The organism is Paenibacillus sp. FSL H7-0943 (genome assembly GCF_037963265.1).
GTDB lineage: Bacteria > Bacillota > Bacilli > Paenibacillales > Paenibacillaceae > Paenibacillus_AQ > Paenibacillus_AQ odorifer.
This window is the reverse complement of record NZ_CP150148.1, coordinates 5,298,362-5,320,490: the sequence shown is the minus strand read 5'-3', so window position 1 is coordinate 5,320,490 and position 22,129 is coordinate 5,298,362. Positions and strand designations below refer to the sequence as shown.

Sequence of the window (22,129 nt, the reverse complement as noted above, 5' to 3'; positions counted from 1 at the left end):
ATGAAGCTAACGCTCACAAAACTTTAGGAGGATCACATAAAGATGTTATGGCATGAAGTGACGATACATACAACAGAAGATGCACAAGAAATGATTTCGAATTTTTTATATGAAGCAGGAGCGGGTGGGGTTTCTATTGAAGAATCCGGAACACTCAGTAAAGAGCGGAATACGCGTTACGGTGAATTATACGACCAACCATTGAATGATATCCCAGAAGGGGAAGCGGTAATCAAAGGTTATTATGCCGATTCCACGGATATGGATGCTGTTATAGAAGAGCTGACTCCACGGGTAGCAGAATTGCGTGAGTACGGCATTGATCCGGGCAAATCGCTGATTTCTTGGAAAACCGTAGATGAAGACGAATGGGCGCATGCTTGGAAGCAATATTTTAAACCGCTCAGGGTATCGGAGCGTCTCACGATTAAACCAACTTGGGAGGAATATACGCCTGAGAGCCCAGATGAAGCAATCATTGAGCTGGACCCTGGTATGGCATTTGGTACAGGGACTCACCCTACAACAGCTTTGTGCCTGCGTGCGCTCGAGAAGAATATTAGCGGCGGCGAAGAAGTAATCGATGTTGGTACGGGTTCAGGAATATTGGCTGTAGGTGCAATGCTGCTCGGTGCGAAATCCGTGCTGGCGTTAGATTTGGACCCTGTAGCTGTTGAAAGTGCGCGGGAGAATGTAGCACTGAATAAACTTGAAAAGTTCATTACGGTAAAAGAAAGCGACCTGCTCTCCTTGCTAGGCGGTGAAGGTGTAGCTGACACGGCTGCTGGAGAAATGTGGCCATCCGCTAGACCGGGTCACACTCTTGAGGGAACACCTGCGGAGCAAGTAACAGAGGATAGCCTCGGCGTTACACTCCCGGTGAAGATTGTAGTTGCGAATATTTTGGCAGAAATCATCGTATTGTTTACGGATGATGTGTATCGTGCACTTCAGCCAGGAGGCTTGTATATTACCTCTGGTATTTATAAGGATAAAGAAGGACTTGTGGCTAACGCACTACAAGAGTCCGGCTTTGAGATTATGGAAGTATCCCGTGAAGAAGATTGGGTGGCATTTACAGCCGGAAAGAGGTAAAAATGGATATATTGCAAAGTATAATACGTGTAGATCTGGATCAGCTTCCTTTTCTGCTCATTACGATTTTAATTGCTTTTACAGTACATGAATTCAGTCATGCTTATTTCGCAAATAAGTTCGGTGACCCTACCGCTAGATTATTAGGACGCATGACGCTTAACCCTGCTGTACACTTCGATTTTTTTGGTATTTTACTGCTGCTGGTTGCTGGTTTTGGGTGGGCACGTCCAGTTCCTGTAAACCGTGATAACTTTAGCCGCCCCCGTCTGATGGGAGTCATTGTGTCTGCTGCGGGCCCAATCAGTAACCTGTTACTAGGGATTATTGGTGCTTTAATATATGGGGTGCTTGCGGCAACCGGTGTATTAGAGTCGATCTCCAATGATCGCGTTTTAGAGGCAGTGTATCTGTTCTTTGGCACCTTTATTCAATGGAACTTCTTTTTATTCTTGTTCAATCTGATTCCATTGCCTCCGCTGGATGGCTACCGGATTGTGGAGGATATTGCTCCTCGCTCCATTCGGGGCAGATTACAGCAATTTGAGCAATGGGCTGTATTTATCTTTTTATTAATTCTGTTTATTCCAGGGTTACGAACCTATACCATCGATCCTCTTGGCCACTGGGCTAGTGAAATGTCGAGAACATTTGTGCAGCTATTCCTAAGAATGTTTGGCAGCTAAGGTAGGGACTGAAGTCTGGTCAACCCTGCTTAAACATTGTATTATGTAATTTGTTGAAAAATAGGATAGTTAAATTTCGCCTGATCCATAGTTATATTTCTCTAAGAAACGGGTGACGTCTTTATTAAGGCGTCTTTACCGTTTCTTCTTACTGAATTCATGAACAGGATGATGAAGAGATGCAGCGATATTTTGTTACACCAGAGCAGTTTGGTGCAGATAACGTTAGAGTTGACGGGGAAGATGCAAGGCATATTGCCAAAGTCATGCGCGGTAAGGTTGGGGACAAGCTTATTGTCAGCGATGGCGTCTCCCGTGAAGCGTTAGTGGAGATTGCTCAAATCGAAATAGGGGAAGTGACAGTGAACATCCTGGAAACCCTGGAGATGACGCATGAACCGCGGATAAAAATCACAGTGGCTCAGAGCCTACCCAAGGCTGATAAGATGGAAACTGTCATTCAAAAGTGTACAGAAATTGGAGCCGTTGGTTTTATTCCTTTTCTGTCGGAGCGCACGATTGTACAATACGATGAACGCAAGGAAAGTAAGCGGCTGGACCGCTGGCGTAAAATTTGTAAAGAAGCTGCCGAGCAGGCACACCGGAACATCGTTCCGGCTGTAGGCTCACCGTTATCCTGGAAGCAGCTGCTACAGACTTTTAGTGAGTATGATGCTGTTTATTTCTGTTATGAAAAAGAAGAAGGCTTGCAGCTTCGCAGCAGTGTTGCCCCTTGGTTATCCTCGCTTTCACCACAGGCTGGTGGGAAGGTACTGATTGTAGTAGGTCCTGAAGGGGGTTTTACACCAGAGGAATGCCAAAAGGCAGAAGAAGCTGGTGCGGTTTCCGTAGGACTAGGACGGCGTATTCTGCGCTGTGAGACAGCGGGCATGGTTGCCGCTGCTTGTATTTTATATGAATCGGGAGAAATGGGAGGAGCTTAAGAGATGCCATCCGTAGCATTTTATACTTTAGGTTGTAAAGTGAATTTTTATGACACCGAAGCCATCTGGCAGCTATTCAAAAATGAAGGTTACGAGCAGGTCGATTTCGAGGGACCCGCCGATGTATATCTGATTAATACTTGTACTGTAACTAATACAGGTGACAAAAAAAGCCGTCAAATGATTCGTCGTGCCGTTCGCCGCAATCCGGAGGCTATCGTGGCGGTTACTGGCTGCTATGCGCAGACCTCTCCTGGTGAGATTCTTGATATTCCTGGTGTCGATCTTGTTATTGGTAACCAGGACCGCGATCAGATCATGACGCATGTAAAGAACATTGAAGCCTCACGTCAGCCGGTCAACGCTGTTCGTAATATTATGAAGACACGTGAATTCGAAGAGATGGATGTACCTGGCTTTGCGGATCGGACGCGTGCTTTTATGAAGATTCAGGATGGCTGCAACAACTTCTGCACATTCTGCATCATTCCATGGTCGCGTGGACTTTCCCGCAGCCGTGATCCCAAAAGTATCGTAACCCAGGCACATCAATTAGTAGAAGCAGGGTATAAGGAATTTGTTCTCACGGGTATTCATACCGGTGGTTACGGTGACGATCTTGATAATTACCGTCTAGCCGATTTGCTGTGGGATCTAGATAAGGTGGATGGACTGGAGCGGGTACGTATCAGTTCTATCGAAGCTAGCCAGATCGATGAGAAGCTGCTGGAGGTGCTGAACCGTTCCTCTAAAATGTGCCGTCATCTGCATATCCCGCTGCAAGCCGGACATAATGATGTGCTGAAAGCGATGCGCCGTAAATATACGACAGAAGAATATTACGCCAAAATGCAGCTGATCCGTCAGGCGATGCCAGATGTCGGGATTACTACGGATGTTATCGTTGGGTTCCCGGGGGAGACCGAGGAAATGTTCCGTGCCGGCTACGACTTCATGAAGGCTATTAATTACTCCGAGATGCACGTATTCCCTTACTCCAAGCGGACGGGCACTCCGGCAGCGCGGATGGAGAATCAGATCGACGAAGAAATCAAAAATGTACGCGTGCAAGAACTGATTGATCTTTCGGAAGAAATGCAAATAGCTTATGCTCGCAAATTTGTAGGCCAGACATTAAGTGTTATTCCGGAAAGAGCTGCTAAAGGGGCGCCGGGGCGCAATATCCAGCATGGATTTAGCGACAACTATTTGCAGGTGTTCTTTGATGGAGAAGATTCACTCCAAGGAGAACTTTGTCAGGTGAAGATAACGGAAGCTGGCGTGAACGAATGCCGCGGTGAGTTGGTCGGGGTTAGTCAGACTGGGCTTCAGCAGGCTGTCCGTTAAGCAATTGATATCCGTTAAGCAATAGATATTAGTAAAAGACAACAGAGCAGCCATTTTCCCGTTAGCGGGGAAGGGCTGCTCTGTTTTTAGTTATTGCTGCCTAGACCACCAATTCATAACAATCTCCTGATGCTTTCGGACCCAGATGGCGTTATTTGCATTTTTTTTGCCTTTTATGCTTAGTTTCGGACTCCAGTGCAGCTATTCCTCAGAAAGTAGTTCATAATAGGTGTTTTTCATGACTATAGCGACTATGGTGTCCATTAGTGTTCCAAAAGTGGGATAATGCTGCGAATAAGGTCAACTGTGTCCGATAGTGACTTCATACGCGTAGAAGTGGATCAAAAAAACATCCGTAGAATCATGATTGAAACAATCCCCGCCAGTACAGTGCCTAGCAAGCTCCGGGTTTTTATCGCAACCAAAAAAGTAGGCAATGCCGCAAAAAGCTCAATGTTATTAGCTAAAGACGAGAATTTCCCATCATTCAAAAATATCTCCTGACCTATTAATGCTGCCATAACAGAGATAGGAACATAGTTTAACCAGCGCATTCCCCATTCTGGCAATTCAAACCGGCTAAGGATCATGAGTGGAACCACCCTGGGAATAAAGGTCACAAAAGCTGTTCCTAGAATGATCAGAAATACATCCCATCTCACTTCCATTTTTCAAACACCATCCCTATTGTTGACGCAATGACTGTAGCGATAATCACTCCAACACTGCTGGAGAATAGGAAGGAGCTTCCTACTGCTATGATCACGGCAAGGATTGCGACAACCAAATCTAGTTTGATTTTATTACGGTCAATCATGGAAATTACAAGAATGCCAATAAACATCGCAGGTAAGGCAAACTGTAAACCGAATTGATCAGGGTCTGAGATCCACTGGGCTAAAAAAGCTCCCGCTACATTCGCAAGAAACCAATTTAAATAAGCGGTGAGATTTAGACCGTGCATCCATTTTTCACTGATTTGCTGCTTATTCAAAGCTTGATTGATGGCAACCCCAAAGGTCTCATCAGTCAATAAAGAACCAACCAGCATATTTCTCAGTGGGGAAAGATGGCGGAAATAAGGTGAAAGAGCTGCACTAAGCAAAATATGGCGAAGATTCACGATAAATATCGTAATAATAATGGCCGCAGGAGAGCTGCTAACAGCTATCATTCCAGCAGCTATAAACTGAGCTGAGCCCGCGTAAAGAATCAAGCTGATTAAGGCAATCTCAGCAATGCTGAGCCCGGCTGTCTTTTGAACAACACCTGCTGCAAGTCCGATGCTTAAGTAGCCTAGTAGTGTGGGAATACAATCTTTTACCCCTTTAAGGAAGCTATCTTCCTGTTTAGGAGACGGGATTGCTTCTAGTTGGACGTTCTCTGCACTCATCGTAGCCCCCTTGTTTCAAGAAAGAATTTAGTAGTTAGCATATTACTTCCTAATATTTTGATCAACCTTTACCGTATTATCTAGTCTGAAAGTCCCGAATTTCGCTTTATAGAGCCAGGGGGTAAACACTTAGGGTACAATTGTCGATATAAGTAAAAGAGTGTGGGGATAAACCACCGAACGACATTATAGCCTAAGGGAGAGAACAAATGACTGTGTACAGGAAAATGACGAAAATGCTCCTCATCATGATATTGTTAGCTACTGCGGTTTTTCCGGTAAGTGTCTTTGCAGCGACCGGCGATATCAACTCGATTGAATTCGAAAGCTCCGCTAAAGTAGAGCTTACGGTTGGACAAACGCCAAAGCAACTTAAGGTATATGCGAATGTGGAAGGGTCCTCATCTAAAAGAGATGTGACAGGTGCAGTTGTATGGAATTCTTCTAACACAAACGCTGTAAAGGTAGTAAATGGCCTATTGACTCCGATTGACAGTGGAAAAGCTATTATTACAGCGACTTATAATCATGCACTTGCTACCATCGAAGTTGAGGTAGCCCATCCTGTTAAAGAACTGAAGCTCGAATATAGTTCTGAAGGGAACTACAAATTGGGTGATGATGAGGATAAACTGCTGGTCAAAGCCAATGCGATTGGTGGAGAAACAGCGACTTCTGCTAAGGATGTAACGGCTGATACTACTTGGAGCAGCTCCAACACAAGCGTGTTGACCATTGCAGAAGGTAAGATCACTTTGGCTGGTGAAGGTACAGCAACGATCACTGCCAAATACAAGACCTTAACAGCAACCTTTAAGGCTGTAGTGAAATTGCCTTATTCTGAAATTGAGCTTAAACATGACGACAAAATCGTTAAAGAACTAGAGATGCTAGTCGGAGATGCACCTTTGAAGTTGGTTGCAGAGACTAAAGAAACTACAAAATCCAGCGCAAATGATATTTCAGAGAAAGCAGAATGGTCCTCTTCTAGTGCTAGTGTAGCTACAGTAGACAAAGGCGAGATCAAAGTGTTGTCTGCTGGTAAAGCTGTAATTACAGTATCCTATCTAGGGATTACACAAACAGTAGACGTATATGTACGTGCTCCTTATGAAGCGCTACTACTTACTCCTACAGGAGATCAATTCCTGTTTATGGGCGAAACCCTGAACGTTAAAGCTGAGGTTCGCGATGCTGCGAATTCTACTCCGAACATTTCAGGCAGCGCAGTATGGACTTCGGATAACCAATTGGCGGCAACCGTTACGCCTGGTAGCGATACTGCGGCAGTGACTGCTAAAGCAGTGGGAACTTCGGTTATTAAAGCAGAGTACAGAGGAATTAATAAAAGCTTTAAGCTGACAGTGTATCCTACGATCACAGAACTGGCAGCCGACAAGACGGAATTGGAGCTTTACACAGATGACACCGTAAGCCTTCCAAAAGTAAATGGTACAAAGCTTGACGGAACAAAGCTAGATCTTAGCAGTGATATTGAGTGGACCTCTGCGGATGATGAGATTGCCACCATTAAAGACGGCAAGATTGTTGCTGAATCGGCAGGTATTGTGAAGGTTATCGGTAAAATAAAATCAGAAAACCCAACGACTTCAAAAACTGCTGTAAGAGAAAAAAGTGTTGAAGTAAAGGTTACAGTGAAAGATAAAGTCCTTGTCTTGCTTGGACCAGAAGAAAATCTGGTGATTGTTACTGGTGAAGAGAAGGCTGTTCCTGAAGTAAAAGCTGTGATGGAAAACGGCAGTGAACTTGATGCTACTGGAACTATGGAATGGGAGCTTACCGGTACGAATGCGATTATCAAGACAACAACTTCCGGTAAGGTAATCAAAGGACTGGTGAAGGGTTCTGCTACTTTAAAGGGAACTTACGCTAATAAAACCATCAGTATCCCAGTTACCATTGAACAAAAGGTTACTAAGCTAGTTGTAGAACCTACTGCTATCGAAATGAACATTAAAGGCTCTAAAGCGATAAAGGTAACGGCTTATTATTCTAATGGTAAGACAGGGAATGTCTCCAGCAGTATGAATTGGGAGTCCTCAAACGAGGCGGTTGCTACAGTTAAAGCTACAACCGTTAAAGCAGTAACAGAAGGTACTGCTACGTTGACAGGATCTTACCAAGGGATTGCTGCTAGTGTCAAAATTACTGTAGTTCCTAAATTAACAAAGCTGACTGTTAATGAAAGCAGACTGAAAATGGCTCCGGGAGCCGTTCAGAATGTAGTCGTGACTGCACAGTATGATACTGGTAAGACTGCTGTTGTTACTGGAAGTGCGGTATGGACCAGCTCCAAGCCTTCTGTAGCGAGAGTATCTGCAAGTGGTCAGATTGTAGCTGTGAGTAAAGGAACGACATCCATTAAAGGAAAGCTAGGCGGCAAAACAGTTACAGTATCAGTGACAGTGAAGTAATAGAGAATAGGATCTGAATTATCAACTATGAATCTGCAAAGCCAACATTATGTTGCTTTGCAGATTTTTTTATTTAGATTCTATAGTAATTCCGACTATTCCGATGTATAATCACATAAAACATAATAGATGCGTTGGGGGAGATGAAAACATGGCAAAACAAAAGGTGTTGTCGATCAAGACGATTGTAGCGATTGGTATTGGTTCTGCTTTATTCGTTATATTGGGGAGATTCGGCTCGATTCCTTCGGGTATTCCAAACACTAACATCGAGACTACATACGCATTACTGGCATTGTTCTCCCTATTGTACGGCCCGTTTGCCGGATTATTTATAGGCCTGATCGGGCATACCCTGAAGGATACGATATCTTATGGATCGCCATGGTTCAGTTGGGTCATATCATCAGGAATTGTAGGGCTGGTTATTGGCTTGTTAGTAGCTAGAATCGCTATTCATGACGGGGAATTCGGACGGAAGGAAATAATACGCTTTAATCTGGCTCAGATTGCAGCGAATGCTGTAGCTTGGTTCCTTGTAGCCCCAGTGTTGGATATTCTGATCTATGCAGAACCCGCTAATAAAGTATTTACGCAAGGACTGACCGCAGGTGCATTAAATATAGCTTCGGTGGCAGTGATCGGATCTTTACTAGCCATTGCGTATGCTAAGACAAGAACGAAACAGGGCAGCTTGACTAGAGAAGCTTGAGTGGAATACATATCCAAGCTAAAAAGCCGGTGGAAATCACCGGCTTTTTTCTCTTCACATTAACCCAGAGGAAGGTCTCAGATGAAAAAAGTAATGATTGAATTTAAGGATTTCAGCTTTCAATATCGGGCGCAGCAGGAACCCACACTACAGGGGATTAACTTAACGATTGTTGAAGGGGAGAAGGTGCTTATCGTGGGACCCTCAGGTTCTGGGAAAAGTACACTGGCTCATTGCATTAATGGTCTCATCCCTTTTGCTTACAGAGGGGAAATATCAGGTTCATTACGGGTTATAGGCCAGGAGCAGAAGGATCTGAGTATCGCAGAGCTGTCCAATCAGGTAGGTACCGTATTGCAGGACCCGGATGGACAATTTGTAGGATTAACGGTTGGTGAGGATATCGCCTTCAGTCTAGAGAACCATGTGGTTCAGCAGACAGAAATGAAGAGCAAAGTGGCGGCTGCCGCAAGAGCGGTGGATATCCACGATTTTCTGGCCTCTTCTCCTCAGGAGTTATCGGGTGGACAAAAGCAAAAAACGTCCTTGGCAGGTGTACTGGTAGGTGATGTGGACATCCTGCTCTTTGATGAACCGCTGGCAAGCTTAGATCCTTATACCGGTACAAAAGCGATTGAGCTTATTGATCGAGTGCATAAAGAGACAGGTAAAACCGTTATTATGATAGAGCATCGTCTTGAAGAGGTGCTGCATCGGGCGGTGGACCGTATTATTGTGATCCATGAAGGACGTATTGCGGCGGATATGCCGGCTGCAGAACTGTTGAGCACAACGTTGCTTTCAGAAGTTGGCATTCGGGAACCTCTCTATTTAACGGCTTTGAAGTATGCCGGATGTTCGATTACAGCAAATATGAATCCGCAACATGTGAACGATATAGAGTTGGAGGCGTGTTCTAATAAACTTAAGATCTGGTATGAGTGCAATCAGTCGCGCCAGGATAAGCTGGAGAGCCCACCCATCCTTGAACTGCAAGATATTTCTTTTGGATACGAAAAAAATCAGCAGGTGCTGGATAAGCTCAATCTCTGTATTCATAAAGGAGAGATGGTCTGTATAGCGGGGCGAAATGGGGCTGGGAAATCTACAGTTTCTAAGCTGATTTGTGGCTTCTATAAACCTACTTCCGGATCAATACGGATGCATGGGCGTGATATTGCTCAGGACACGATTAAGGAGCGGGCAGAGCGGATTGGTTTTGTTATGCAAAATCCCAATCATATGATTTCAAAGACACTTTTATATGATGAGGTTGCCCTAGGACTAAGACTCCGAGGTTGCCCTGAGGAGCTCGTTCGTGAACGCGTCCATCAAGTCTTGAAGGTGTGCGGACTTTATGTTTTTCGCAGCTGGCCGATCTCGGCGCTAAGTTACGGCCAAAAGAAACGGGTCACGATTGCCGCCATTCTGGTACTGGAGCCGGAAGTGATCATTTTGGATGAACCGACTGCTGCTCAGGATTACAGGCATTATAACGAAATGATGGAGTTTCTCTTGACGCTGCGGGGGCAGGGGATGACGGTCATTATGATTACGCATGATATGCACTTGATGCTGGAATATGCCGATAGAGCTATAGTGTTAGCTGATGGCGTGAAGCTTGCGGATGATAGCCCTGAGCGAATATTAACGAATACTGATGTGGTGAAAAAAGCGAACTTGAAAGAAACCTCGCTTTTTGCCCTAGCTATAAAAGCTGGATTGAAACAACCGGAGGAGTTCGTTAGAAGGTTTATTGCGTATGATAGGAGGAGCCGAGGCGGATGAAGGCCAAAATGTTAACTTTTACGAAGCAGGATTCACCTATTCACCGTCTTACCGGCGCTACGAAGTTGATTTTATTTGTAGTGTGGTCTGTGACGGGGATGATTACATATGATACAAGATGTCTAATTGTGATGCTGTTATTTAGTTTGCTTGCCTTTAGAATTTCCAAAGTTCAATTTCAGGATTATGCTTTCGTATTATATTTTATTTTGATTTTCTTTTTGCTTAATCATATAGCTATCTTTATTTTTTCTCCTTTGGAGGGCGTACGTGTTTACGGGACACGTCATGATATTATGCATATTGCAGGCCGGTATACGGTAACTTGGGAGCAGCTATTTTATCAATTCAATATTGCCCTGAAATATGCGGTGGTCATTCCTATGGCATTATTATTTCTTCTAACGACCAATCCCAGTGAATTTGCAGCATCCTTAAATAGAGTTGGAGTGAACTATAAAATTGCATATTCTGTATCGCTGGCACTGCGGTACATTCCGGATATTCAACGAGATTATGAGAATATATCGTTTTCTGCTCAAGCAAGGGGAATAGATATTTCTAGAAAAGAAAAGCTGCCTAAGCGGCTAAAAAATATCATTTCGATTCTGATGCCCCTAATTCTGACTAGTATCGAGCGGATTGAAAATATCAGTACCGCTATGGAGCTGCGCGGCTTTGGCACTGAGACCAAACGAACTTGGTATAGCCGTCGCCCGTTCACGAGAGACGATTATTTTGCATTGGCTTTGTTTGCGCTGATTGGAATTTTCTCGACGGTGATCACTTTTTACGACGGTTCGCGGTTTTATAATATTTTCGATTGAAGTATAATAGTACAGTTGTGGAAAACTGGGATTATAATAAACGGCACCTTTTTGTTAAGACTGAAGACGTTTCTCCAGTTTTGACCATATAGACAGGTAGCATAATGGCAGTGCTAGAAGTGAGCAGACTACGTTGAAAATGGTCTGGGCGTGGGCGATTTGTGAAGCAGGGCCTCCACCAATCCATGCAGCACTTGCTTGTAGCAGCCCGATCATGGGCAAGAATAGTAGTGCACCGCCTACATTAAGCGCAACATGGGACCAAGCGACGAAGACGCCGGATGGCGTGCCGCCGATGGAAGCGATGACCGCTGTGACACAGGTGCCTACGTTGGCGCCCAGCACAATGGCTATACCTAGCTCAGGCGGCATGGCACCCGAGGCGGCAATGCTCATAGCCATAGCTATGACAGCAGCGCTGCTATGGAGCATGGCTGTTAGGCACGCTCCAGCGGCGAGCCCCCATAAGGCACTAGTAGCGGCATGGTTTAGGAACCAGAGGAATAAGCCACTTTCCTGAAGTATTCCGCCGATAGACTGCATGACAGCGATGCCCCATAGGACGAGGGAGAAGCCTGATACAGCCAGACTGATAAATTGCAGCGGCGGGGATATTTTGTGGCAGAGCTCTGCCACTCGCGATGTAGGCGGCAGTTCGCCTGCAATAACTGCCGCTGCCCACAGACTGAGCGAGGCTGCCAGCAAGGGCGTGGCCATGGTATTGATCTGAAGTCCGATCAATTCTGTAGTTAATGTGGTGCCGATGTTGCTGCCCAGGATAATGCCAAGTGTGCGGGCATAGGTAAGCAGGCCGGCATTGACCATGCCGATAGTCAACACCGTTACAGCAGTACTGCTCTGGAGTAAGGCGGACAACAGGCTGCTGGCAATCATTCCTTTAATAGGTGTTGAGGTAGCTCTATTTAGGCTTGTAGTTAATAGAGGGCCTGCTAGCTTGGACAACGCCGTTTCCATCAGCTTCATGCCGGCTAGAAAGATAACAAGACCATATATGATAGGGAACAGCAAATCACTGAACATAGGGCATACTCCTTTGGACGAGGGTTGTACACCAATATATGAATGTATTGCATGGGACATGTATAAAAACATTTTTAGAAAAACAGGGAGTTGAAGTCATTGCCATCGGTTATTTTAGAACGCAATCGCAAAAAAAGACTGGAACAGGGCCATCCATGGGTCTATGCAGGTGAAGTCGCATCGGTAGAAGGGAATCCGGAAGCGGGGGGATTAGTAGATGTCCTTAATCATCAGGGCCGATTTTTGGCCGTGGGATATTACAATCCAGCGTCACAGATTCGGGTAAGAATTGTATCGCAGGGACCCCTTGCGATCATGGATACAGCCTTTTTTGCAGAACGGTTTGCGAATTGTCTGCAACACAGAAACCGGTTCCTTCCGGGTGCGGATGCTTATCGCTTGGTTTATGGTGAAGCGGACTTTTTGCCGGGGCTTATTGTAGATCGATTCGGAGATATTTTGGTTGTGCAGCTGCTTACCCTCGGAATGGACAAGCGGCGTGCAGAAATCGTCGAAGCATTGGTGCAGGTTATGGCACCGCGCGGAATCTATGAGCGCAGTGATGTTAGTGTGCGCGAGCTTGAAGGTATGGAGCAGACAACGGGTGTGCTGTACGGGGAATGTCCAAGGCATGTAACCGTGAGCGAGAATGGCCTGAAGCTAGTCGTTGATATTGAAGAGGGCCAGAAGACAGGTTACTTCTTTGACCAACGTGAGAATAGAGCTTCCATTGCTCCGCTCATGAAAGGGTGGGGAGGACGAAGCGGCATTACGCTACAGGAAATTGAAACTGAGGATGGTTCACTACAGACCTTACCAGTTAATAAGAGCGGCAAACATGTAACGTTCCCTTATTGGGACGGTGCGACAGTGCTGGAATGCTTCTCGCATACGGGCAGCTTCACGCTGCATGCCTGCAAGTATGGCGCGAAAAAAGTAACCTGCCTTGATGTTTCAGCACACGCCATTGAGAGTGCCAAAGTGAATGTGGAGCTGAACGGCTTTAGCGATCGTGTTGAATTCGTAGTGGATGATGCTTTTGCATATCTACGGAATCAGGTTAAAGGACTAGAGGAACGTTCTGAACGGGCGACAGTTGCAAGTGGAACAGAGACGGCAGCAGCTGCTGCAAATCCTAAAACCGGAGGCAAAACAGCCAAAACCGACACATCCAAGCCGATGACAGCAGGTGGAGGAAGAACTTGGGATGTAGTCATCCTGGACCCTCCGGCGTTTGCCAAAACCAAAAGTGCAGTAGCTGGCGCTTGTCGTGGTTACAAGGATATCAATCTGCACGGGATGAAGCTGGTGAACGAAGGCGGCTATTTGGTTACCGCAAGCTGTTCTTACCATATGCAGCCAGATCTGTTCCTCGAAACGATTGCCGATGCGGCTAAAGATGCTGGCAAGGTGCTGAGACTTGTGGAATGGCGGGCCGCAGGCAAAGACCACCCACAAATACTTGGCGTTAACGAAGGACACTATCTGAAGTTTGCGATTTTTGAAGTGCGGAGTAAAAAATAAGCCTGAAGGTCAAAAAGGTTTACAGTGCCAAGTAACAAGTAGGATAAACGGGCTGGACGTAGGGTGGTCGTGAGTCGACTGTAATGCAAGGAGTTGCTAACGGACTCAGATGACTCTATTTAGCGCAAACAGGCTATTATTGAATTCTTACGGACCCCAAAGGCGCTATTGCCCCAAAAACACCCGTAATGTCACACATTTTCGAAGAATAGCGTCAGTGGGGTCCGAAAAGCTGCCATAACAGCACTGAATCCACGAATAACGGCTCCTGGGTCCGTAAGTAATTAATGAAACAAGCCGAGCCGAAATGTTGAATGTTAAATTCGGAATACTAAATGGTAAACAACGAATGATGCTTATTGAATTATGATATGCGGAATGCGGATTACAAAACGATCGGTGTAGAGTGCTAATGTTGAGTGCGGGGTGTTGAGTATTGAACGCCGAACGCTGAACAGTCTAACATTGACCCTATGCTCTGACATTGGCAGCTCCAATCTAACGTTGCACATCTGGCATTAAAAACAAACTAAACACTCTAAAAAGCAAGCCGCCAAAATTCGGAGGTTTGCTTTTTTTATTTGTACTCGTAGCTGTTTATCCTTTGTAAAACATTAGAAAATACTAGCAAACACATGTTCCGATTAGTGTGGTTATGATATACTGAGGGGACGAGGAATCACTGAACTTTTTTAATTGGAGTGTAATCAATGGGTGGATATTTCACCCTGTATTCTATATATTTTCTCCGCTACGGAAGGAGTCTATCATTTATGCCGGTAACCTTTTTACTAGGCCGCTCGGGCAGTGGCAAGACAACAAAAATATGGGAATCTATCTCTTCTTCCTTAGAAAAGGAACCGCTTGGTGCGCCGATTATTATTCTTGTGCCAGAGCAAGGTTCTTTTGGAGCAGAACGGGGGCTTCTGACCGTAGGGAATGTGAAGGGAAGCCTTCGGGCGCAGACACTGAGTTTTTCGCGGCTTGCCTATCGTGTGAAGCAGGAAACTGGTGGCAGTGCAAGTCTGCCAATCAGTGAAGAAGGTAAGAAAATGTTAATTTACAAAATCATCAGTCGCCGCAAAGAGGAACTGAAATTATTCGGTGCCTCAGCAGACAGACCGGGTTTTGTGGAACGTCTGAACCAACTGCACACGGAGATGAAACGTTGCTGTTTGGGTTCCACTGATTTAGAGGAACAGTTGTCCGCTATGCGAGGAGCTATTGCAAGAAGTCCTATTCTTGAGGGTAAGCTGGATGATTTGCAGCTGGTTTTTAGCGATTTAGAGAAGGAAATGTCCCGTCTTTATATCGATGAAGAGGATCGTTTAGCAGAACTGGCTGAGCATATTCCAGATTCCTCTTACATTCGCGGGGCAGAGATTTGGGTAGATGGGTTCCATGGATTTACTCCGCAGGAATTCGTAGTGCTTCGAGAATTGATGCAGCAAGCTTCGAAGCTGACGGTTTCGCTTACAATTGATCGTCCTTACCCCTATGGAGATCAGTTGAATGAGCTTGAATTGTTTCACCCAACTGCGGTTACTTACATTAAACTGCGTGGAATTGCTGAAGAGCTGGGCATTGATGTATGGGACGAGCTGCTGGAGCCAATGGTTCTTCCACGTTTTGAAGAAAGTCCAGTACTTGCTCACCTTGAACGGGGATATGATCGCCGGAAAGCTTGGATAGGTGCGGATGAACTGGCAAGAGAGGCTATCTCCATAGGCGCCGCAGTGTCGCACAGAGCAGAGGTTGAGGGAGCGCTGCGCGAAATGACTAGACTGGCGCGAGATGAAGGTGCAAAATATGGCGAAATGGCCGTATTGATGCGCAATATTGGCGATTATGAGCAGCTGGTTCAGCCGTTGTTCCAAGATTATGGAGTGCCATTTTTTCTGGACCAGAAGGTGAATGAGCTGCATCATCCGCTAGTGGAGTTTATACGTTCCGCGTTGGATGTAGTGCGTCGTCGCTGGCGTTACGAGGATGTATTCCGTTGTGTAAAGACGGAGCTTCTGCTTCCGCTAGACGATAGTATTACGCGTGAGGATATGGATGCTTTAGAAAACTATGTGCTGGCTTGTGGGATTCAGGGGTACCGCTGGACAGATGGCCGCTCCTGGAAAGGTATTCCTAGCTTGTCGCTGGAGGGCGGCAGACAGATGGATGATAAACTGCTTGCTACTATGGAACGATGCCGTGCTAGTATAACAGGTCCATTATTTGCTTTTGAGAAACGAATCCAGAAAAGCCGAAGCGGCCTTGAACTATGTACGGCAATGTACAAGCTGCTTGAAGAGACGGATGTTGCACGAAAGCTAGAGAAACTCAGTGTTAAGTCTATGGAGAAGGGCCAACCCGAGAAGGCTAGGGAACATAGCCAGTTGTGGGGTGCGGTACTTGATCTGCTAGATCAGATAGTAGAAATGATGGGCAATGAAAGACTTGAGTTTGAAGTGTTCACTGGAGTTCTAGAGACAGGACTTGCTGAACTTAAAATGGGACTAGTTCCACCCGCACTGGATCAAGTATTGGTCGGCAATATGGATCGGACTCGCCCAACGGGGGTTAAATACGCCTTTTTGCTTGGATTTAATGAAGGTGTTGTGCCTGCGCAGTTTAAGGAAGATGGAATTCTCTCGGAAGGTGAACGCTCCGTACTAGAGAATGCTGGAATGGAGCTTGCTCCCGGCGCTTCTCGTAAACTGCTGGACGAGCGGTTTCTGATCTATAATGCACTAACGACAGGAAGCCGAAAGCTCTGGATTAGCTACGCTACAGCGGATGATGAGGGCAAAGCTCTCCTTCCCTCTGAGGTTATCCGGCATTTGCATAGAATGTTCCCAAGGGTTCAAGAGCATAGCTTGTCAGCACTTCCCCCAGCGGGACTACCGGCAGAAGTCGAAAATCCTATTCATCTCGGTTTCATTGGTCAACCAGAACAGAGTCTTCGCGCATTGATTATGCAGCTGCGGCAGTGGCGCCAGGGGACAGAAATTCCGGAGCTATGGTGGGGTGTGTATAACTGGTTTACTAAGAACGAAGATCGTAAATTTCAACTGGAACGTTTGCTAAGCTCACTGTTCTATCGTAATGAAGGAACGAAGCTAAAGCGTGGCACAAGCCTCAGATTGTATGGTGGCTCAACACTGCGGGGCAGTGTGTCCCGGATGGAGAAATTTGTTGCGTGCTCATTTTCCCATTTTGCGTCCTACGGACTAAGACTGAAAGAGCGCCAGTTATATAAGCTGCAAGCCCCTGATATTGGACAACTGTTCCATGCTGCGTTAAGTGATATGGCGATAAGACTGAAACAAGAGGGACGGGGCTGGGGCAGCTTGTCTCCGGATGAATGTCGGCGTGAGGCCAGTGAGACAGTAGAACGGCTATCTCCGATGTTGCAGGGTGAAATTCTAATGAGCTCCAAACGTTACGGGTACATCTCCCGTAAGCTTAAGAATATTGTTGGACGTGCTTCTGTGATTCTGGGCGAGCACGCCCGCCGGGGCAGCTTTGAGCCAGTAGGGCTGGAGCTGGATTTTGGACCGGATAAGGAGTTGCCGCCTTTAAGAATTACGCTGCCGAATGGCTGTGTGATGGAGGTCGTTGGCCGGATTGACCGTGTAGACATGGCTCGTGGAGAGAACGGAATTCTTCTGCGGGTAATTGATTATAAATCGAGCCAAAAGGATCTCAAGCTGCATGAGGTGTATTATGGATTGTCGCTGCAAATGCTGACTTATTTGGATGTGCTGCTGACATATTCGGAGCAATGGCTGGGGCAGCCGGCACTTCCAGCAGGCACACTTTATTTCCATGTGCATGATCCGTTGTTAACTTCATCCAACGGGATGAACAAGGAACAGGCTGAGCAAGAGCTGTTGAAACGCTTCAAGATGAAAGGACTGCTTACAGCTGATCGTGAGGTTGTCTCCCTGATGGATACCACTTTAGACAAAGGGTATTCTTCTATCGTGCCTGTAGCAGTAAAAGCTGACGGCAGCTTTTATAGCAGTGCTTCAGTAGCTACACCAGAGCAGTGGAGCCATCTATTATCCTCCGTTAGAGGGACGATCTCGGATATCGGGACACGGATTACAGAGGGTGATGTGGCGATTGAGCCGTACCGAATTGGACAGGAGACCGCCTGCACATTCTGTTCCTTTAGGCCTGTCTGCCAGTTCGATGAAGCTGTGGAAGGTAACAGCTATAACAATCTGGGTAAGCCAGGGAAGGACGTTATATGGGATCTGCTGTCCCGCAAAGGAGGAACTACACCTTGAGTATGAAGGCTGAAATAGAAGCGAAACCGGAAGGAAGTATATGGAGTGATGACCAGTGGCGCGCCATTGCGGAGAGCGGTGATGACATCCTCGTTGCTGCGGCAGCAGGTTCCGGTAAGACGGCGGTGCTGGTAGAACGGATTATTCGAAAGATCAGTAAGGAAGAGAACGGCTTCAGTGTAGACAGGCTACTAGTAGCCACGTTTACCAAAGCTGCGGCTGCCGAAATGCGGCAGCGGATCAGGGAAGCCCTTGATCGGGAGCTGGAGGAGAATGGCGAGAACGACCATTTGCGCCGTCAGCTATCCCTGCTGGGCAAAGCTTCGATTACAACGTTACACTCCTTCTGTCTGGAAGTGATCCGGCGTTATTATCAAAAGATTCCGATTGATCCGGGTTTCCGCATATTAAATGAGCATGAAGCGGAGATGATGCGGCAGGAGCTGCTCGAAGAGTTGCTGGAGGAAAAGTACGGTGAGGTAGGTGCGGATGGCGAGGATAGCATATTTGTGCAGCTAGCTGATTGGTTCAGTGGTGAACGCAGTGATGATGCAGTGCATGCGCTCATACAGCGATTGCATGATTACGCCCGCAGCCATCCTTGGCCAGCGCAATGGCTCCGTGATACTGCAGCTGATTTCTCATTGCCAGACACCGAAAGTCTGGGTGGAACGCCATGGGTGTTGAGCATTCTTGAAGAAGCGAAGCTGACACTTGCGGGTGCAGCCAGTCAGCTGATTCAAGGTCGGGAGATTGCACTACAACCGGGTGGTCCGGCACCCTATGCTGAGAATTTAACCGCTGATCTTGAGATGGTAAATGCACTGCAGGATGCCGTAAACGAACGACCTTGGGCAGAATTATATGATATTTTCATGGAAGTATATTTTGGGAAATTAAAGGCTTGTAAGAAGGATTCGACAGATCCTGGACTGCAGGAGATGGTGAAGGAACTGCGCGACAGTGTGAAGAAGAGTATTTTAGATCTTCAGAAAGCATTGTTTGGCCGTCCGCCTGAGGTTTTTTTGAAAGAGCTGAACGAAGCGGCTCCACTGATGGCAGAGCTTGCAGAGACAGTGATAGCATTCGGTGAACGTTATAGAATTGAAAAAGCAGGAAGAGGTCTAGTCGACTTCAGTGATTTGGAGCATTATTGTCTGCAAATTCTACGCCATCCGGACTCTACGCCCGGTCATTCCCTGCCTTCTGATGCAGCTATGGAATACCGTGCTCAATTCGATGAGGTTCTGCTGGATGAGTATCAGGATACGAATAGTGTGCAAGAGGAGATTGTGCGGCTAATATCCCGTGAAACACCCGGTAACCGGTTTATGGTCGGAGATATGAAGCAAAGTATCTATCGATTCCGTCTGGCGGAGCCGGGGCTATTCCTGGATAAATACCGCAGCTTTGGCTCACACCCAATCGATGATCCATCTGAAATTACTAATGAATCGTCTAGCGGTTCGGTTATCGATCTGGCCCGTAATTTTCGCAGTCGCATGGAGGTTGTGAATGCCGTTAATATGATCTTCCGGCAGATTATGAATGAGACGGTAGCGGAGATTAATTATGACGAACGCGCTGAGCTTGTTTACGGAGCGAATTTCCCGGGTGCAGCAGAGAAGGGTCCCGATACCTTTTTTGCACCGGAGTTATTATTGATAGATCGTGGTTCAACAGCAGGGAAGTCAGAAGAGACTTCTGAAGACGGTGAGGCGCCACTTCAGGAGAGTGAAGCTATTGAGAGCGAGACGGCGCAGCTGGAAGCACGGGCAATTGCCCGGCGTATTTCACAAATGACGGGGATGACCGGTGGATCGCCGCTGCTTATCTACGATAAAGGACTCAAGATTATGCGCCCGGTTATTTACGGTGATATCGTAATCCTGCTTCGCTCGGCAAGAATCTGGACCCCTCTAATCATCGAAGAGCTTCGGATGGAAGGAATCCCTGCTTATGGTGATCTGAATAAAGGTTATTTTGAAGCTACAGAAGTGGAAATTGCACTCTCCCTCTTAAAAATAGTTGATAATCCTCAGCAGGACATTCCGCTGGCTGGCGTACTTCGTTCACCTGTGGTCGGATTAACGGAAGAAGAATTGGCTACGGTGCGTATGTGTAGTCAGGGTCCTTATTTTCAAGCAGTACAGATGGCGGTGGAGATGCAAGATGCAAAAGAGGCTGAAGAAGAGTATGACCTCTTCTCGGCTCATGTGATTGAATCCGCAAGCACCGTCGAAAATAATGTTTTACCTGATAAAGATCTGCCGCAGATCAGTCCAGAACTGAAGCGCAAGCTTAGACATTTCCTAGAACAGCTGGAAAGCTGGAGAAATGCGGCTAGACAAGGTAGTCTCAGTGAGCTGATCTGGCGTATCTATGGGGAGAGCGGCTATCTGGAATGGGTTGGAGGACTGCCTGGAGGCTCGCAGCGCCAGAACAATCTTAAAGCTTTGTATGATCGGGCTGTGCAATTTGAGAATGACACCGCAGCGCGTGGATTGTTCCGTTTTCTGGTGTTCATTTCACGGCTTCGTGAGAACGGCGGAGATCTGGGTGTAGCTGGCGGTGGCGGTGAAGAAGGCAATGGCGTCAGAATCATGACCATCCATAAATCCAAAGGGCTGGAGTTCCCTGTTGTTTTTGTAGCCGGGATGGCAAAACAGTTCAATCGACAAGATTTGCATTCGCCATTTCTTATGCACAAAGAGCTTGGCTTTGGGCCGCGTTTTGTGGAACGGGAAACGCGAGTTAGCTACCCAACACTTCCTTATCTGGCTATTAACCGGCGTACACGGCTTGAATTATTAGCTGAAGAGATGCGTGTATTATATGTAGCGTTAACTCGTCCGAGAGATAAGATGATTCTAGTAGGCACTGTAAGAGATTTGCCGCGCAAAATCGCTAGCTGGAGCAGCGTACAGAACCGGGATGAGCTGCTGCTTGCAGATCATCTGCTGGCCCGAGGGCGCAGCTATTTGGACTGGGTCGGACCGGCATTGATCCGGCACCCTGCGGCGGCGGTTCTTCGTAAGCTGGGCGGTTCAGAAGGTACCGTCTCCACGGTGCTGCACAACGATGTCTCCAACTGGAGCATCAGTGTGCAAAATGCTTCCGAACTTAATTCTGGGGCGTTCCTGCCAACGGATCAGACTGAAGATAAGGTAGAGAAACGGCAAGCTGTACTCGAAGCACTGCATAAGGGTGAAGCTGTAAATATATATGAAACAGAGACTAGCGATGAAATTGCTAGAAGACTGGAATGGAATTATCCGTATGCGGCAGCCTCGGGTATTCCGGCTAAAACTTCTGTTACGGAGTTAAAAGCGTTGTTGTCGTTGCAGGAGCAGCCCTCTTTTGATCTGCTGGAAGAAGGCAATTCTACAACCTCAATAGAAACCGATAAACGTCCAAGTGTTGCAGGTGCGGACAGTCTTCATTTGCGGCGTCCGAAATTTATGGAAAAACGCAGTCTAACCCCAGCGGAACGCGGGACAGCATACCATACAGTCATGCAGCATATTCCGCTGGAGGGCCCGGTTGATCCTATGGTTGTGGAAGAAACCTTAGCCCGACTTCAGAGAGTGGCTATTCTAACTGCTGAGCAGGTGGAGGCTGTAGCTCCCGGTCAGATAGAAGCTTTTTATACTAATGAACTGGGACGTAGATTAATAGCTTCTTCTTGGAAGCTTAGAGAAATGCCGTTCAGTTATATGGTTCCCGCAGGTGAGGCTTATCGAGGGCTCGATTATATGAATGAAGCCGTCTCGGAGCTTTCCCCTGAGAACAATAAGGAAGGCTTTAGTGAGGCTGTGCTAATTCAAGGGGTCATTGACTGCCTGTTCCGTGAAGAGGACCGGATTATTCTGCTAGACTATAAGACGGACTCTGTATTAGAACATCAGGGCGGACTAGAGGCACTTAAGGAAAAATATCGTTTTCAGCTAGAGTTATACAGCAAGGCATTACATGATATTTTGGGAGAACCGATCAGCGAGATTTGGCTGTACTTTTTTGACGGCGATCATGCTGTGAAATTATAAATTAT

General features: G+C 46.6%; 14 protein-coding genes. 11 read left to right on the top strand and 3 right to left on the bottom strand.

Translation table 11 applies throughout. The features are described 5' to 3' along the window. Positions 1 to 42: 42 nt before the first annotated feature. The 4 genes from prmA to mtaB all read left to right on the top strand — a co-directional run bounded on the left by prmA (position 43) and on the right by mtaB (position 4,072). Positions 43 to 1,095, top strand: a complete 1,053-nt coding sequence (gene prmA / locus NSQ55_RS23330; protein ID WP_036683907.1) for a 50S ribosomal protein L11 methyltransferase — start codon at positions 43 to 45, stop codon at positions 1,093 to 1,095. Between the two features lie 2 nt (positions 1,096 to 1,097). After that, complete coding sequence (locus tag NSQ55_RS23325) at positions 1,098 to 1,781, top strand: site-2 protease family protein (RefSeq protein WP_076128966.1); 684 nt, start codon at positions 1,098 to 1,100, stop codon at positions 1,779 to 1,781. A gap of 179 nt (positions 1,782 to 1,960) precedes the next feature. After that, on the top strand, positions 1,961 to 2,725 hold the full coding sequence (locus NSQ55_RS23320) for an RsmE family RNA methyltransferase (RefSeq protein ID WP_076220292.1): 765 nt from the start codon (positions 1,961 to 1,963) through the stop codon (positions 2,723 to 2,725). A gap of 3 nt (positions 2,726 to 2,728) precedes the next feature. Then, positions 2,729 to 4,072, top strand: a complete 1,344-nt coding sequence (mtaB, locus tag NSQ55_RS23315; RefSeq protein WP_339169344.1) for a tRNA (N(6)-L-threonylcarbamoyladenosine(37)-C(2))-methylthiotransferase MtaB — start codon at positions 2,729 to 2,731, stop codon at positions 4,070 to 4,072. A gap of 341 nt (positions 4,073 to 4,413) precedes the next feature. On the opposite strand, the gene NSQ55_RS23310 is transcribed toward mtaB, so the two are convergent. Together NSQ55_RS23310 and NSQ55_RS23305 are read right to left on the bottom strand one after the other, a co-directional pair. Further along, on the bottom strand, positions 4,414 to 4,740 hold the full coding sequence (locus NSQ55_RS23310; RefSeq protein ID WP_339169342.1) for an AzlD domain-containing protein: 327 nt from the start codon (positions 4,738 to 4,740) through the stop codon (positions 4,414 to 4,416). Then, the gene (locus tag NSQ55_RS23305; RefSeq protein ID WP_036683898.1) at positions 4,731 to 5,465 is read right to left on the bottom strand and encodes an AzlC family ABC transporter permease; all 735 of its coding nucleotides are present in this window, start codon (positions 5,463 to 5,465) and stop codon (positions 4,731 to 4,733) included. Before NSQ55_RS23305 ends, NSQ55_RS23310 begins: the two co-directional genes overlap by 10 nt. A 209-nt stretch (positions 5,466 to 5,674) precedes the next feature. Between NSQ55_RS23305 and NSQ55_RS23300 the strand changes: the two genes are divergently transcribed. The 4 genes from NSQ55_RS23300 (at position 5,675) to NSQ55_RS23285 (ending at position 11,227) form a co-directional block, all read left to right on the top strand. Further along, on the top strand, positions 5,675 to 7,900 hold the full coding sequence (locus NSQ55_RS23300; RefSeq protein WP_339169341.1) for a hypothetical protein: 2,226 nt from the start codon (positions 5,675 to 5,677) through the stop codon (positions 7,898 to 7,900). Positions 7,901 to 8,051: 151 nt separating this feature from the next. Next, positions 8,052 to 8,612 carry an ECF-type riboflavin transporter substrate-binding protein gene (locus NSQ55_RS23295; RefSeq protein ID WP_076128974.1) on the top strand — a complete coding sequence of 187 codons (561 nt, stop codon included), beginning with the start codon at positions 8,052 to 8,054 and terminating at the stop codon, positions 8,610 to 8,612. Positions 8,613 to 8,693: 81 nt separating this feature from the next. Beyond that, entirely contained in the window at positions 8,694 to 10,400 is a 1,707-nt protein-coding gene (locus NSQ55_RS23290; RefSeq protein ID WP_339169339.1) for an ABC transporter ATP-binding protein, read from the top strand. Next, positions 10,397 to 11,227: an energy-coupling factor transporter transmembrane component T gene (locus NSQ55_RS23285; RefSeq protein ID WP_076128979.1), complete on the top strand. Its 831-nt coding sequence runs from the start codon at positions 10,397 to 10,399 to the stop codon at positions 11,225 to 11,227. Before NSQ55_RS23290 ends, NSQ55_RS23285 begins: the two co-directional genes overlap by 4 nt. A 54-nt stretch (positions 11,228 to 11,281) precedes the next feature. Here NSQ55_RS23285 and NSQ55_RS23280 read toward each other — a convergent pair whose 3' ends face one another. Further along, positions 11,282 to 12,268, bottom strand: coding sequence for a Na/Pi symporter (locus NSQ55_RS23280; RefSeq protein ID WP_076192106.1), 987 nt, complete (start codon positions 12,266 to 12,268; stop codon positions 11,282 to 11,284). A gap of 99 nt (positions 12,269 to 12,367) precedes the next feature. Here NSQ55_RS23280 and NSQ55_RS23275 point away from each other — a divergent pair, with 99 nt between their 5' ends. From NSQ55_RS23275 to addA, 3 genes are all read left to right on the top strand, one after another. Further along, positions 12,368 to 13,792, top strand: a complete 1,425-nt coding sequence (locus tag NSQ55_RS23275; protein ID WP_248549502.1) for a class I SAM-dependent rRNA methyltransferase — start codon at positions 12,368 to 12,370, stop codon at positions 13,790 to 13,792. A gap of 773 nt (positions 13,793 to 14,565) precedes the next feature. Beyond that, positions 14,566 to 18,078, top strand: coding sequence for a helicase-exonuclease AddAB subunit AddB (gene addB / locus NSQ55_RS23270; RefSeq protein WP_339169337.1), 3,513 nt, complete (start codon positions 14,566 to 14,568; stop codon positions 18,076 to 18,078). Positions 18,079 to 18,080: 2 nt separating this feature from the next. Next, on the top strand, positions 18,081 to 22,124 hold the full coding sequence (addA, locus tag NSQ55_RS23265) for a helicase-exonuclease AddAB subunit AddA (protein WP_339174584.1): 4,044 nt from the start codon (positions 18,081 to 18,083) through the stop codon (positions 22,122 to 22,124). Positions 22,125 to 22,129 lie beyond the last annotated feature (5 nt).